The organism is Bacillus sp. ISL-75, assembly GCF_018613095.1.
In genome coordinates this window covers 39,230-53,303 of record NZ_JAGGQX010000002.1, presented here as the reverse complement: position 1 = coordinate 53,303, position 14,074 = coordinate 39,230, and the positions used below count along the sequence as shown (strand labels likewise).

General features: G+C 39.0%; 12 protein-coding genes. 4 read left to right on the top strand and 8 right to left on the bottom strand.

The genetic code is table 11. The features are described 5' to 3' along the window. A partial coding sequence (locus tag J7E63_RS00890; RefSeq protein WP_215009856.1) for a transposase occupies nt 1–188 on the top strand: 188 nt, incomplete at its 5' end. Nucleotides 189–470: 282 nt separating this feature from the next. Here J7E63_RS00890 and J7E63_RS00885 read toward each other — a convergent pair. After that, nucleotides 471–1,913, bottom strand: coding sequence for an amino acid permease (locus J7E63_RS00885; RefSeq protein WP_215009892.1), 1,443 nt, complete (start codon nt 1,911–1,913; stop codon nt 471–473). 498 nt (nt 1,914–2,411) lie between these two features. Between J7E63_RS00885 and J7E63_RS00880 the strand changes: the two genes are divergently transcribed. After that, the gene (locus J7E63_RS00880; protein WP_215009891.1) at nt 2,412–3,830 is read left to right on the top strand and encodes a sigma-54 interaction domain-containing protein; all 1,419 of its coding nucleotides are present in this window, start codon (nt 2,412–2,414) and stop codon (nt 3,828–3,830) included. Nucleotides 3,831–4,407: 577 nt separating this feature from the next. On the opposite strand, the gene J7E63_RS00875 is transcribed toward J7E63_RS00880, so the two are convergent. Further along, a complete protein-coding gene (locus J7E63_RS00875) occupies nt 4,408–5,439 on the bottom strand; it encodes a VanW family protein (RefSeq protein WP_215009890.1) in 1,032 nt (343 codons plus the stop codon). A 361-nt stretch (nt 5,440–5,800) separates the two neighbouring features. On the opposite strand from J7E63_RS00875, the gene J7E63_RS00870 reads away from it, so the two are divergent. Next, the gene (locus J7E63_RS00870; protein ID WP_215009889.1) at nt 5,801–6,967 is read left to right on the top strand and encodes a polysaccharide deacetylase family protein; all 1,167 of its coding nucleotides are present in this window, start codon (nt 5,801–5,803) and stop codon (nt 6,965–6,967) included. 87 nt (nt 6,968–7,054) lie between these two features. On the opposite strand, the gene aspA is transcribed toward J7E63_RS00870, so the two are convergent. Both aspA and J7E63_RS00860 read right to left on the bottom strand, forming a co-directional pair. Continuing rightward, nucleotides 7,055–8,473 (bottom strand): aspartate ammonia-lyase, encoded by a 1,419-nt coding sequence (gene aspA, locus J7E63_RS00865; protein ID WP_215009888.1) that lies wholly within the window; start codon nt 8,471–8,473, stop codon nt 7,055–7,057. A gap of 42 nt (nt 8,474–8,515) precedes the next feature. After that, nucleotides 8,516–8,941 carry a MarR family winged helix-turn-helix transcriptional regulator gene (locus J7E63_RS00860; protein WP_215003315.1) on the bottom strand — a complete coding sequence of 142 codons (426 nt, stop codon included), beginning with the start codon at nt 8,939–8,941 and terminating at the stop codon, nt 8,516–8,518. Between the two features lie 228 nt (nt 8,942–9,169). Here J7E63_RS00860 and J7E63_RS00855 point away from each other — a divergent pair, with 228 nt between their 5' ends. Further along, nucleotides 9,170–10,384 carry an MFS transporter gene (locus tag J7E63_RS00855; RefSeq protein WP_215009896.1) on the top strand — a complete coding sequence of 405 codons (1,215 nt, stop codon included), beginning with the start codon at nt 9,170–9,172 and terminating at the stop codon, nt 10,382–10,384. Nucleotides 10,385–10,432: 48 nt separating this feature from the next. On the opposite strand, the gene J7E63_RS00850 is transcribed toward J7E63_RS00855, so the two are convergent. From J7E63_RS00850 to sat, 4 genes are all read right to left on the bottom strand, one after another. Then, nucleotides 10,433–11,317, bottom strand: coding sequence for a YitT family protein (locus tag J7E63_RS00850; RefSeq protein WP_215009887.1), 885 nt, complete (start codon nt 11,315–11,317; stop codon nt 10,433–10,435). A 238-nt stretch (nt 11,318–11,555) separates the two neighbouring features. Then, on the bottom strand, nt 11,556–12,281 hold the full coding sequence (locus J7E63_RS00845; protein WP_215009886.1) for a sirohydrochlorin chelatase: 726 nt from the start codon (nt 12,279–12,281) through the stop codon (nt 11,556–11,558). Between the two features lie 24 nt (nt 12,282–12,305). Then, complete coding sequence (cysC, locus tag J7E63_RS00840; RefSeq protein ID WP_215009885.1) at nt 12,306–12,905, bottom strand: adenylyl-sulfate kinase; 600 nt, start codon at nt 12,903–12,905, stop codon at nt 12,306–12,308. Nucleotides 12,906–12,921: 16 nt separating this feature from the next. Beyond that, nucleotides 12,922–14,070, bottom strand: coding sequence for a sulfate adenylyltransferase (gene sat / locus J7E63_RS00835; RefSeq protein WP_215003324.1), 1,149 nt, complete (start codon nt 14,068–14,070; stop codon nt 12,922–12,924). Between the last annotated feature and the right edge of the window lie 4 nt (nt 14,071–14,074).

Below are 14,074 nucleotides of genomic sequence, written 5' to 3'. Positions count from 1 at the left end.
TTAGAAAGGAAAAAATTGAGCGAAGCTTCGCAGACTCAAAAGAGCTGCACGGGCTTCGCTATTGCCGGTTACGGGGATTGAAGAAAGCAAGCGAACAGGCTCTCCTTACGGCAGCCTGCCAAAATATGAAAAAGATTGCAACACAATTAGCAAGGCTAGAAAAAGTGTGTTGCAATTCTTTAGGTTGATTACCTCCCTGTTGATTTCCGCGGAAGGCACGCAGACTCCTGCGGGAGTACGGGGCAGGGGAGACCCCGCAGGCGCTTCAGCGCCGAGGAGGCTCCCCGGCACGCCCGCGGAAAGCGAAGTGCCTGGAGCGCAAATCAACAGACATGTTGCAAAGCCTATATATTAATAATATTATAACGAATTAACGCGTTGGATTGTTAAAGTTATTGTAGAGAATAATAGGCTGTCGAAAGTTTCTCGACAGCCTGAACGCTCAATTTGAGCGTTTTTTACTTGGTAAACTAAATAATCATTTTTTTATTTTCATGCAGTTGTAATTCTTGTTCACCTTCACCATCTTGTTCGCGGTTCTTTTTAATTCTAAAATGATAAATTAAGTAACAGGCTGCTACAAACGGAACCCCAAGATACAGAGCCAAACGCTGTTCTGAATCAAACGCTAAACTTGCCAATACGATAACGTTTAAAGTTAAGGCAATGATTGGCAGTGCTGGATAAAGCGGCGTTTTGAATTTAAGATCCTTTACATTTCCGCCTTCGCGGATGAATTTTCTACGGAAGGCAATTTGTGAAGCTGTGATTGAAATCCAACCGACCTGGGCACCTAATCCTGCGACGGAAAGCAGCCAAACAAATACTGTTTCTTCGGCAAAAAAGCCTGACAGTAAGGATAATAAAGCTATCCCGATCGTCAAAACAAGCGCATTGATTGGTACTCCTTGTTTATTTACTTTTGCAAGTGCAGGTCTAGTCATTTTTTCTTTAGACATGGCATATAACATTCGTGTTGCTGCATACAGTCCTGAGTTTGCAACAGACAGTAACGCCGTCAGAATAACAAAGTTCATCATGTCTGCTGCATATGGGATTCCAATACTATCAAACACGACAACAAACGGACTTTCCACGACTCCAGCTTGTTTCATAGGAATTAAACTGGCTAATACAAATATCGCTAAAACGAAGAAAAATAGAGTTCTCCAAACTGTTTGTTTAATCGATTTCGGAATCGTCTTTTCAGGTTCTTCACTTTCACCTGCAGCTATCCCGATTAATTCTGTGCCCTGAAACGAAAAGTTAACTGCAATCATTGTAATAATTAAGGCAGTAAAACCATGTGGTAATAAACCATGTGCGGTGAAATTAGAGAAAAACGGTGCTGGTTGTCCACCTTTCAAGTGAATTAAACCAAACATTGCCGCTCCACCAAGAACGATAAATGCGATGATAGCGAATATTTTAATACTTGAAAACCAAAATTCGGTTTCGCCAAACGCGCGTGCTGAGAGTGCATTCAGTGAGAATAATACAACAGCAAAGATCGCACACCAAATCCAAATAGGGGAATGAGGAAACCATCTTTGCATGAGCTGTCCTGCAGATAATAACTCCAATGCTACAGTTACAGACCAGCCTAACCAATAGAGCCATCCAAGTGCAAATCCAGTTCCAGGACCAATAAATTTCGTGGTATACGTTTGAAATGAACCAGATACCGGCATAGCAACAGATAATTCACCGAGACATAGCATGGTTAAAAACATGATCAAACCGCCAACAATATAAGAAAGAATAGCACCCGTTGGTCCTGCTTGGCTAATCGTGTAGCCTGAACCTAAGAAAAGACCTGATCCAATTACCCCGCCTAAAGAGATCATAAATAAATGTCTCGTCTTCATCGTTCTTTTTAATTCATGATTTGAATTATTTTCTTGCAAATTCATTAAATATCCCCCTTTTACCCTTCAAGAATGCGCTTTCAAACCTTATTAACACAAAATAATAGGATAATGTTCTGCCTAAAATGGCAGCACTACAATAAAACCTTTTGCATTAGAAATTATACGGAAATAGTAGCCTATTTTCAATAGCTAATACTAGCTAATAATTTCTAAATTATCACTATTATTCAAAATATTAAAATGCAAGTTTCATGCCAAAATTAATATGCCTATTTGTGAGCATTTTTTGAACAAATAGGCAAAATATTTTTGCATGATTAATAAATATTTTGCACTTATACCGCAAAAATAATTTTTCCACAAAAAAGGAAAGAGTATTTATCTAGCGAAAATTACCAAATTGAGAAATAATCTGACAAACGCCAATATTCTTTGCGAATTTCCACGTTTTTTCTACGAAACTGCAAAACTATTTTGCATTTTTACGTTTTATTTGGTTAAATAGGTGCATAAGCTATAAAACAAAGGGAATGAATCACGATGGAGAAAACTAAACAAACCGCCAATTACTTACTTTATGTAAATCGAATGTATAAACGGATTTTGGACGAGGTGGATGTTGGTGTTCATGCCGTAGATGAGACTGGAAAAACGATTATTTATAATAAAAAAATGATGCAAATGGAATCGATGGACCTTCATGACGTTATTGATAAAAACCTATTAGATGTGTTTATGTTTAAAGATGATCAATCTAGTACTCTTGTAAAAGCGCTGCACGAAGGAAAAAAAACGAGTAATGTAAAACAAACCTATTTTAACAATAAAGGTCGAGAAATTACGACAATAAACAATACTATCCCAATTTATTCGGAAGAAAAACTCCAAGGTGCAGTTGAAATTGCCAATGATGTTACAAAACTAGAGCGATTAATTAAAGGCAATATGAATAAAGGATCGACTCGATACACGTTTGATAAAATCATCGGAAGTAGCCGTGCCATTAAGGAAGTAATTGAATCAGCTAAACGTGCTACCCGAACTTCCTCCTATGTTTTGATTGTCGGAGATACAGGTACCGGGAAAGAACTTTTCGCCCAAAGTATTCACAACGGGAGCGGGCGATTATCAGCACCATTTATTTCTCAAAACTGTGCAGCCCTTCCTGATAATTTAATCGAAAGCCTCCTATTTGGGACAAAGCGTGGTGCCTTCACGGGTGCTATCGATACCCCGGGATTATTTGAACAGGCAAATGGTGGAACACTGTTGCTAGATGAGATTAATTCATTAAATTTAAATCTTCAGGCAAAGTTACTTCGTGTTCTTCAGGAAAAGACCATTCGGCGAATAGGTGATACGAAGGATACACCTGTTGATGTACGGGTTATTGCCAATATGAATGAAGATCCGATCGATGCTATTGCCAATAATCGAATGCGTAAAGATTTATATTATCGGCTTGGAGTCGTAACTATTTTTGTCCCACCCTTAAAAGAGCGCAAGGAAGATATACCATTATTAGTCCAAAACTTTATTGAAAAATACAATGGACTTTTTCAGATGAATGTAAAAGGTTTGTCAGAGGAAGTTAAACAGTCTTTCTTTGAGTATGACTGGCTGGGAAATGTTCGTGAGCTTGAGCATATTATTGAAGCAGCAATGAATATTATGATCGATGAAGAATGGATCATGTACACCCATTTACCCTATCAATATAGAAGCAAAATGCAGATGAAAGAAAGAATGATCCCTCTTTCCACAGTTGATAACTTTATAAAAGAAAATGCAGAGATAGCTGTTCCGCTAAAACAACAAATGGAGTTATTTGAAAAATCTTATATAGATCATGTTTTAACTAAAAATAATTTTAATGTTTCTAAGTCAGCCCAACTACTTGGACTAAGTCGGCAAAGTTTACAGTATCGAATGAAAAAATTAAACATTACTGGGAAATAGTCTAAATACGATTTTATGAAGGTGGAGAGCAATGATGCTTTCCACTTTTTTTATTTCCATTGTAAAAACACTCACAAAAATGACTGTTTTTACATAAAATTATTATAGAAAAGTATTGAAATCTGATAAATGGAAAATTGTATATTTCAATCGTTACCCTATATGCAATAAAATAATACAAGCATAATAATTCCATTTTTTCTCCATACTAAGAAGAAAAAAGATGAGGTGAATAAAATGGGACTACTCAACTCTTTTAACCAGTGGAAAGAGACTAAATACCAGAATCATGTCTCGAATATGAAAGACCAGGGCAAATGTCCTGATTGTTATGGTCGAGGCTATACCGTGTACCCTTATAATGAATTTGCATACTTTAATTCGTTTGAATGCCCCGGATGTCAAGGCAGTGGTCAATATACAGATTGGGAGGAAATGAGGTAATACTGTAAAAGGTGAACCATTAAAAATAAACATAAAAAATCCCTTCATCAAATCCGTTTTCTCGGTTCAATGAAGGGATTCTGTCTGTCTTTAATGGCATCTTTTCATGTGGCAAACTTCACATTCTTACTAGCTAGATACCTTTCTTTACTTGGTCTTGGTGGGCTTTTGATGTCCTTACCTCTACTGTTAGTGACCCATTTCTTACAATTGCCTTTAATATTAAAGGTACACCAGATGTATTTTGAAATCGAAAATCTTTGCCGCCATAGGATACGGTTGCATCTCTTCCTTTTGGCACGTAACCGACCTTTAAGGAATGATGATGTTTTTCTACATAAGTTACAGCTAGTTGATCGATTGCATTATACAAAGTAGAAGAAGTTTGGCAAATGCCTCCGCCATATCCCTCGACTAATTTCCCGTAATTAATTTCTGGTGCTTTTTGGTACCCGTGCTCCGCATCACTCGGGCCAACTGTCGTATTGAATGAGAAATAATCATTCGTTCCAAGGATGACATTATTTATCGCTTCTGCCGATAGTTCAATATTTTTCGTTCTTCCCACAACACCACTATTAAAATAAGTAGTATATGAGGCAATTACCACTTCATCTAAATGGGCCGCGTCTTCGTTTTCATATCCACTCGCATTGATATATAAAGGAATCTCTACATCGCCGCCTTTTTCAGAAACGAGCATAATCTTTTCAGCCAATTCCTCTTCATCAAGGATTGTTTGAGGTGTTCCTTTGATCACCTGACCATTTCCATCCAGCTTATCAAGAACCATTCGTTTATCGTACCCAGGTGTCGATTCAGATCCCCGCGCTAATTCTCTGGTCAATTTTGCAATTTCAACTTTATAATTTTCTGGATTCGTTATATACCCTAAATCCTTCGTATTAAAAGTTTTTACTATGTCTTTCGAATTCGGATCAATAATATTTACATATACAGGCCTTGCTTCTTCCCGTTTTCGTTCTTCTTCTCGTTTCTTCGCTTCAGCCAATTTTTTTTCTTCTTGTAATTTTTTCTCTTTTTCACTCTTTTGTTGAATTTCTGCTGCCTTTGCCTTTTTTTCTTTTGCGGTTTGTTCCGTACATCCAGTTCCTATTAAACAAACTGCTACTAATAGTGAAATTACCCAATTATGCTTCGCCATTTTATCCTACTTGACCCCTTTTTTTATAGCTCTATGCCCTTTTATAAATAGTTAGACGATACCCATTGAATTTTGTTTCATATGACTCTCCTATTCTATTCCATTTTTAATTACAATTTCCTGCAAAAAAGTTGGAAATAATAATATAAAAATAATAAACAAAATGAAGTTTGTATTAATCGTAGGCTTTTTTTAAAGGTGCGTGGCAACTAAGCCCATTTCCTCATATGGTATAATTAAAGCAGAAATCAATTATATATCAATACCACTTTAGTCCCCTCTTTGACTTCAGCACCAAATTATTCCTTGTACTAAACGATTTCTGCACCCTGGTCAGAACGAAAATAAAGGGGGAATTACCATGACAGAAATCTTAATACTTGTTAGCATTCTTTTATTTTCAGTATCTCTTGTTTTAGGAGTAATTTCTCATGCCCATCGAACAAGAGGAAAAGGAATTTATTATACTCTGGCAACAATCTGTTTGCTATGCGTTGTTTTCCTGTTGTTTTTTCACGACAGGAACCTGCCTGCCCTTAGGAGTGGAGAAACTGTTGATTCTCCTAAAACAGAGATACCTTCAGGTTCCGGACAAAATAATGGAACCGATTCAGGAAATGAAAATCCACCCGACATTGAAAACCCTCCATCCGAAGAACCTGCAAAAGAAGAACCTAATCAACCTAACCCCACTACTCCCAAACAAATTATTGTGGGTGATAACGAAACAGTTGACTACAAGGTCGTTAAAGGCGATACCTTATTCTCCATCGCCAAACGAGCAAATGTGACTGTAGAAAAAATTAAGCAATGGAACCGACTCCCCTCCGATGACATCTATGTAGGTCAAATATTGAAGCTTTATGGGAAGAATGTAGAGCCGGCACAACCTGCAGATCCACCAAAGCAGGATCCCCCACCTACAACAGCTTCATCTGTGATTATTTCAAACGGCAGCCTCCAGCAGAAAAAAATCGCATTAACCTTTGATGCGGGTAGTGATGCAGTGGGCATTGGGATACTCGATGTGTTGAAAAAGCATAATGTCAAAGCCACCTTCTTCCTTACCGGTAAATGGGTTGTGAAATATCCAAACCTCGCAAAAAGAATTGCCGATGAAGGACATGATATAGGTAACCATTCTTATTCCCATCCGGACGCAGTAAAAACGACAGCTAGTAAATTTAAAAAGGATATCATCAAAGCTGAAGAAGCAATCAAGAATGCAACGGGAAAATCACCCCAACCGTATTTTCGCTTTCCATTCGGATCATATAATTCATCCGCGCTTAAAACAGCAGGCGAAGCTGGGTACCCGTACAGCATCCAGTGGTCACTTGATACGAAAGACTGGCAGCAGCCGGCCACTGGGGTAATCATCTCCCGTATTAAAACTGGAGCAAGCAACGGTGACATCATCCTCATGCATATCGGTGGAATAAACACACCGGAAGCTGTTGATCAAGTAATTCCATGGCTAAAAGCCCAAGGGTACCAACTGGTTCCATTGAGCGACTTATTACAGTAAAAAAAATGGTGCCTGACACTCCTTACGTAAATTTTCCGGTGTCAGGCACTGCTTATTTAAAAGAATAATATTTTTGTAAAAAGAACTTTAATCTTTTTCTAAAAGAGAAGCACCTGCGATTCCAGGTTTGGTCATTTCATATATATTCAAAATAAGATCTAATTCCTCTTCGCTTAAGACATCATATTTCAGGCATAATTCACGAACAGACTTGCCAGTTAAAGTTGCTTCTCTTGCGATTCTCGCTGCCACTTCATAGCCAAGGTGTGGATTAACCGCTGTAATAATACCTACGCTTTTTTCAACATTCTCTTTTAAGCGAGCCTCATTAGCCTCAATCCCTACAAGACAATGATCCGTAAACGATCGGAATCCGTTGTTCATAATACTAATAGATTGAAGTAGGTTAAAGACTAATACAGGTTCCATGACGTTCAATTCAAGCTGGCCTGCTTCTGAAGCTAGACAAATGGTATGATCGTTTCCAATTACCTGAAAGGCGATTTGATTAATCAGTTCCGGCATAACAGGGTTTACTTTTCCAGGCATGATCGAAGATCCTGGCTGGCGGGCTGGAAGGGAAATCTCAGCAAGGCCTGCACGAGGCCCTGATGCCATTAACCGAAGGTCATTAGCGATTTTAGACATGTTCATCATACACACCTTTAATGCTGCTGAAACTTCGGTATAAGCATCCGTATTTTGCGTAGCATCAACCAAATGTTTTGCATTGACCAACGGTAATCCACTGATTTCTGTAAGCTGTTTAACCACATCTAGTATATATTTTGGGTCTGCATTTAATCCTGTTCCAACTGCTGTTGCCCCCATGTTCACTTCATATAAATTCCCCCGTGAAAGATGGACCCGTTTAATATCCCGTTCAAGCACTCGAGAGTAAGCCTCAAATTCCTGACCTAATCGAATCGGAACGGCATCCTGAAGATGGGTCCGACCCATTTTAATAACGTTTTCAAATTGCTTAGCTTTATCCTTAAAGACCTTAAGCATATCCTGCATAGTCGCTAGCAATTTTTCAAGTAATCTGAGTGTTGCTATATGAATAGCTGTAGGAAATACATCATTCGTTGATTGCGACATATTAACATGTGTATTGGGACTTAAATGCATATAAGCACCTTTTTCATGACCGAGTAATTCTAGTGCACGGTTGGCAATCACTTCATTAGCGTTCATATTCATTGATGTCCCTGCTCCACCTTGGATCGGGTCAACGATAAACTGATTGTTCCATTTACCTTCAATCATTTCATCAGCTGCTTGGCTAATAACGTTGCCAAGTCCACTATACAGCCTCTTCGTATTCATATTGGCAATTGCAGCCGCTTTTTTAACCATCGCAAGCGCTATTATTAAATCTTCATGAATTCGATAACCTGTAATTGGAAAATTTTCAACTGCCCTAAGTGTTTGAATACCATAGTAAGCATCTGTTGGTATTTCTTTTTTTCCTAAGAAGTCTTGTTCAATTCTTTTAGTGTCCATAATTATCTTCTCCTACCCTTTATAAAAAACAGTTATAAAAATTTAGGTATTAAATGACTGATTGAATTTTTCCAAAAGTATCCCGAATAATTTGCGTTCCTCATCAGTCCAGTCTTCTAATAGTTCGGTAATTCGCTTCAAACGTGCCTGTTTATAATCGAATAATTCATTTGTACCCTGTTCAGTTAACTGAAGAGTGTAAGCTCTCCCATCCAATGGATCGGGAATTCTATACAAATAACCTTTATGCTCTAAAGCTGCTGCCTGTCTACTGACTGTAGATATATCTAACTTGAATTCCTCCGCCAAAACTTTAACCCCTACTGCCCCCTTCGATTTGATGCGGCGAAGGATTAAATAGGCAGATCTATCAAGATTCCCGAATTTTTTATTGTTCGAAATTGAAGTAGTTCGGCGAATCAGAATTGCTAGTTCAAGTTCGATCATTTCTAATGAATGTTCATCCATTTCTTTCCTTCCTCACTGTCAACCTTATTTCATATAACAAATATGATAACATATGTACTCTATGATATGTAATCTCAACCTTACATTCATTGCAAAAGCACTATTGACGCAGTGGAAATTGATTGTATAATACAATTATATACTTTCATCATACAACTAATTCAAAAGGATGGAAACAAAAATACAGGGGGGAATTAGATGTCACCAAGACCAGAATCTAAATTAACAATGCAGCCACACAAATCGGAGGCAATCGGTAAAAAGGTTGGTTTACTTACCCAGCCAAAAGCAGTTTGGGCTGTTTTTTTTGCAAGTATTATCGCGTTCATGGGGTTGGGTCTTGTTGATCCTATTTTACCGGCAATCGCCGAACAATTAAATGCCACACAAACTGAAGTAACCTTACTATTCACTAGCTATAATGCCGTTATGGCCGTTGCCATGCTTATTACTGGGGTAATCTCAACAAGGCTTGGCATCAAATGGACGTTACTTTCTGGAATCGTAATCATTGCGGTATTTTCGGCACTTGGCGGTATTTCAAATGGTATTTGGACACTCGTTGGGCTTCGAGGCGGCTGGGGCCTTGGAAATGCACTGTTTGTTGCAACGGCTTTATCTGCGATCGTTTCCCTCTCAAATAGTGGAACGGCAAAAGCAATCATTTTATACGAAGCTGCAATCGGATTAGGGATTTCAGTTGGCCCGCTACTTGGCGGTTGGCTTGGCGCGATGTCATGGCGTGGCCCGTTTCTTGGGGTCGCCACCTTGATGGTTATTGCCTTTATTGGCCTTTTCATCCTAATGCCAAAAGCAACTGCTCAAAATGTGGTAAAAGCTCGCACTTCATTATTAGATCCATTTCGCGCTTTAAAGCATCGTTCACTGTTAGTGTTCGGTATTGCAGCTGCCCTTTACAATTTTGGCTTCTTCACCTTGCTGGCATATGCACCTTTCGTTATGGGCTTGGATGAACACGGATTAGGCTTCGTATTTCTTGGCTGGGGTATCCTACTGGCTGTCACCTCTGTATTTATGGCTCCAAAACTTTCCGAATGGTTTGGAACGATAAAATCGATGTGTATGATGTTAATCTTGTTTGCTCTCCTTTTGGTTTCAATGGGTATATGGATATCAACCCAGTGGGTGATCATTGCCGCTGTTATCCTAGCAGGTGCGTTATTAGGAAATAACAATACACTCATCACTACAGCCGTGATGAATGCTGCCCCCGTTGAACGATCAACGGCCTCTGCTGCATATAGCTTCCTCCGTTTTATTGGAGGCGCGATTGCTCCCTTTACTGCCGGAAAACTTGCCGAAATTTATAATCCAAGTGTTCCATTTCTTGTTGGAGCAGGGTTTGTCATCGTTTCGGTCCTTTTTATCTGGGTTAATAATAAACATGTTAAGCATGTAGATGATATTGGTTTAGGCCACTAATACTAGTTGAAGGATCTGTGATTCATTTGCAGATCCTTTTATTTATTGTTAGTGAATATCCTTTTTCTTAAATCGGCCTCCGCGGACTTCTGAAATGTCTGCTATAGCTAAAAAGGCTGTCGGATCAATATCCTCTACAATTGTGGTTAATTTAGATTCTTCCAACCTCGTGATAATACTGAAAATGACCTTCTTGCTATCTCCAGTAAAAGCACCTTGACCCTTAATGTAAGTTACCCCTCTTCCCAGTCTGGCATTGATAGCATTTCCAATTTCTTCTGCTTCATCACTAATAATCCAAACAGATTTGGACTCTTCTAATCCTGCAACAACAGAATCTATCGCTTTAGATGCAATAACATAGGCTAACAAAGAGTACATTGCCCGGTCCCAACTAAACACAAAACCGGCAGCTCCTAAGATAAAGATATTGATAAACATGATGATCTGGCCAACTGAAAATGGGACCTTTTTAGTGATCACAAGTGCCAATATTTCTGTCCCGTCTAACGCTCCGCCATTTCGGATGACGATTCCTACACCCATACCCAGAATCATCCCTCCAAAAACAGTAGCAAGGAGAATATCATCAGTAAAAGCTGGAATCGGGTGGAAAAATGATACAAAAATAGATAAAACGATTATTCCATAAACAGTAGAAAATGCAAAGGTTTTCCCCATCTGTTTATATCCCATATAAACAAAAGGCAAGTTTAATATGAAGATGAAGATCCCTAATTTCCATCCAATTATATGGGCAAGCATAATTGAAATACCTGTAATGCCGCCATCAATAACATGATTAGGAACTAGAAAAATTTCTAACCCGGTAGCCATAAGAATGGCTCCGATTGTAATAGCGATGGTTCGAAGAATAACTTTTCGAAGTGGTAACTTGCGGTGTTGAATTTTTTCATTCATAAGTTCTGTCACATAATCACATCTTTTCGTTAGATTTTACCATTTTATTATCCCCTGCTTTAGCCTCTCTTCTATTAGATTTATTTATGTAAGAGATATTTACATTTACACCTTTATTATAACATTTATCCTATTAAAAAGTGAACTTTAGTTCATGTTTTGAGATCATTTATATAATTTGATTCCAAAGAAATAGCTAATAATCCATTGGACTATTAGCTAATGTGCATTTACAATAATCAGAGTATTTTTAACATTCTGCAACCCGCTCAATGATGATATCCTCAATGACTCGATGTTTGCTAAGCGAACCTGTGTGGATAATTTGCTGACCTAGATTTTGTCTCATGCTGACCTTTTGATCGACTTCCTTTAAAAGTAGACCGGAAAATAATAAATAAGGAACAACGATTATTTTTCCAGTTGATTTTTTGGAAATAACCTCAAGACCTTCTGGGAACTTGGGCTCAGCAGCAGCCAAATAACAAACAGAAACAAGTTTCGTCCTAAGACGTTCCTGAATCCCTTCAGATATCTGTGCGAAGGCAGTGTGAATGCTCAGGTCACTGCTTCCTCTTCCAACAATTAAAATGGAATCCTCCGAAGATAAATCTACGACAGTGTTCCTAACGAGTTCAGCAATTCCATCGAGAATCCTCCCCTGGACACCAAAAGGATTCCTTATTTTCACTTCGATATTCGGAAACCGCTTCTGAAGAGAAGTCAGTGCTTGAGGAATATCTTCTTTAATGTGACCTGCTGACAACAAGAACAGGGGAATGACTGTAATTTCCGTCGCTCCCCTAATCACACAGCGCCGAAAGCCTTCCTCAATACTTGGTTCGGTCAACTCTAGAAAGCTCATTTCCTGAATGGAAACATCAATTCGTTCCATTACTCTATGTATGAAGGAATTTGCTTCTGCTGCTCCTTCTTTTGAGCGTGTGCCGTGGCCAATGTAAAGAATCCCTCTCATTCTCGCTGCTCCTTTATTCATCATTTAGATAATTTTTTTCTCTCTTAAATAAGCAAAGACTTGTTCCACTGCCTCTTCCACACTTACCTGATCAGAACGGAGGGTGATTTCCGGTTGTTCTGGCGCTTCATAAGGTGAATCGATTCCCGTGAAATCTTTAATTTCGCCACGACGCGCTTTCGCATAGAGTTGCTTGGGATCGCGACGTTCACATTCCTCGATTGGACATTGGACAAAAACTTCAATAAATTCACCGTCTTCAAATAAAGCCCGCACTTGCTCACGATCAGAGCGAAATGGTGAAATAAAGGCGGTGGTCACCACTTTGCCGCTGTCGACAAACAACTTGGCAACTTCGCCAATTCTTCGGATATTTTCAGTTCGGTCATAATCGGAAAAACCAAGATCCTTGTTTAAACCGTGGCGAATATTATCACCATCGAGGACATATTCATTGATCCCCTGACGGAACAATTCGTTCGATACAGCATTTGCGATAGTTGATTTTCCCGATCCTGAGAGTCCCGTAAACCAGAGTACACAGCTTCCGTGACCATTTTTTTCACGCCGAATTTTTTTGGAAATAGATGCTTCATGCCAAGTAATATTCGTTGGTTTAGACATTGATTTATTTTCCTCCTTACACGGTTGCTTTTTCTTTCATTCCCTCGATTAACACTTCAACAACTTCTTTGCGGCTGAAGGTAGCCGGTGGAAGTACTCCTGCTCGCAGCATCTCTCTTACCTTTGTTCCAGAAAGAATCACTCTGTCTTCCTTGCTATGCGGACAAGTTTTATCAGAAGCCATTCCTTCGCATTTATTGCAGTAGAAGCTGTGTTCAAAGAACAAAGGCTTGATACCAAGTTCTTCTTCTGTGAAATTACTGAAAATATGCTGGGCATCGTAAGTTCCGTAATAGTTTCCAACTCCTGCGTGGTCACGACCAACAATAAAATGAGTGCAGCCAAAGTTTTTACGGGCAAGTGCATGGAAAATGGCTTCCCTTGGTCCTGCATATCGCATAGCTGCTGGATACACACCAAGTTGAACTCGTTCGCTAGGATAATAATTCTCAAGTAAAACGCGGTAACTTTTCAAACGGACATCCGCAGGGACATCATCTGACTTTGTTTCGCCTACAAGCGGGTTGACGAACAAGCCATCAACTGTTTCAAGGGCAGCTTTTTGAATGTACTCATGTGCACGATGAATAGGATTTCTTGTTTGGAAACCTACAACAGTCTTCCAGCCCTTTTCTTCAAAAATAGCCCGTGTTTCCTTCGGTTCAAACCACACATCACCGAATACTCCTTTTTCGGCTTTTTTTACGAGTACAACTTCCCCAGCAACGTAAACAGGTCCTCTTTCGTAAAGACGTTTCACACCAGGGTGGGCAAGTTCTTCTGTTTTATATACTTCAAGTGCTTCTTTGTCTAAATCAGGTTCATACCATTCTGAAACCCGAATAACACCATAGACTTCCTTGTTAAATGAAAGTTTGTACTCTTCTCCTTCCACAAGTGTTTCAGCAACACCGTAAGATACGGGTAAGGTTACAGGGATAGACCAGATGGTATTGTCTGCTAAACGCATATTGCTCACGACAGATTCATAGTCTTTTTGTCCAAGAAAGCCCTTTAAAGGACTGAATAATCCGATACCAATTAATTCTAAGTCACTTAATGCAATCGCATCAATTTCAATTTCCTTTTCGATAGTGGTTAGATCGTAATTGGGGTCGAATGCTTGAATAAGTTTTCCTCCATGAGGTTTTGGTAAGTATGACATTTTG

Coding starts and splice junctions, on each gene's coding strand:
- J7E63_RS00885 (WP_215009892.1), bottom strand. CDS start 1,913: ATGAATTTGCAAGAAAATAATTCAAATCATGAATTAAAAAGAACGATG.
- J7E63_RS00880 (WP_215009891.1), top strand. CDS start 2,412: ATGGAGAAAACTAAACAAACCGCCAATTACTTACTTTATGTAAATCGA.
- J7E63_RS00875 (WP_215009890.1), bottom strand. CDS start 5,439: ATGGCGAAGCATAATTGGGTAATTTCACTATTAGTAGCAGTTTGTTTA.
- J7E63_RS00870 (WP_215009889.1), top strand. CDS start 5,801: ATGACAGAAATCTTAATACTTGTTAGCATTCTTTTATTTTCAGTATCT.
- aspA (WP_215009888.1), bottom strand. CDS start 8,473: ATGGACACTAAAAGAATTGAACAAGACTTCTTAGGAAAAAAAGAAATA.
- J7E63_RS00860 (WP_215003315.1), bottom strand. CDS start 8,941: ATGGATGAACATTCATTAGAAATGATCGAACTTGAACTAGCAATTCTG.
- J7E63_RS00855 (WP_215009896.1), top strand. CDS start 9,170: ATGCAGCCACACAAATCGGAGGCAATCGGTAAAAAGGTTGGTTTACTT.
- J7E63_RS00845 (WP_215009886.1), bottom strand. CDS start 12,281: ATGAGAGGGATTCTTTACATTGGCCACGGCACACGCTCAAAAGAAGGA.
- cysC (WP_215009885.1), bottom strand. CDS start 12,905: ATGTCTAAACCAACGAATATTACTTGGCATGAAGCATCTATTTCCAAA.
- sat (WP_215003324.1), bottom strand. CDS start 14,070: ATGTCATACTTACCAAAACCTCATGGAGGAAAACTTATTCAAGCATTC.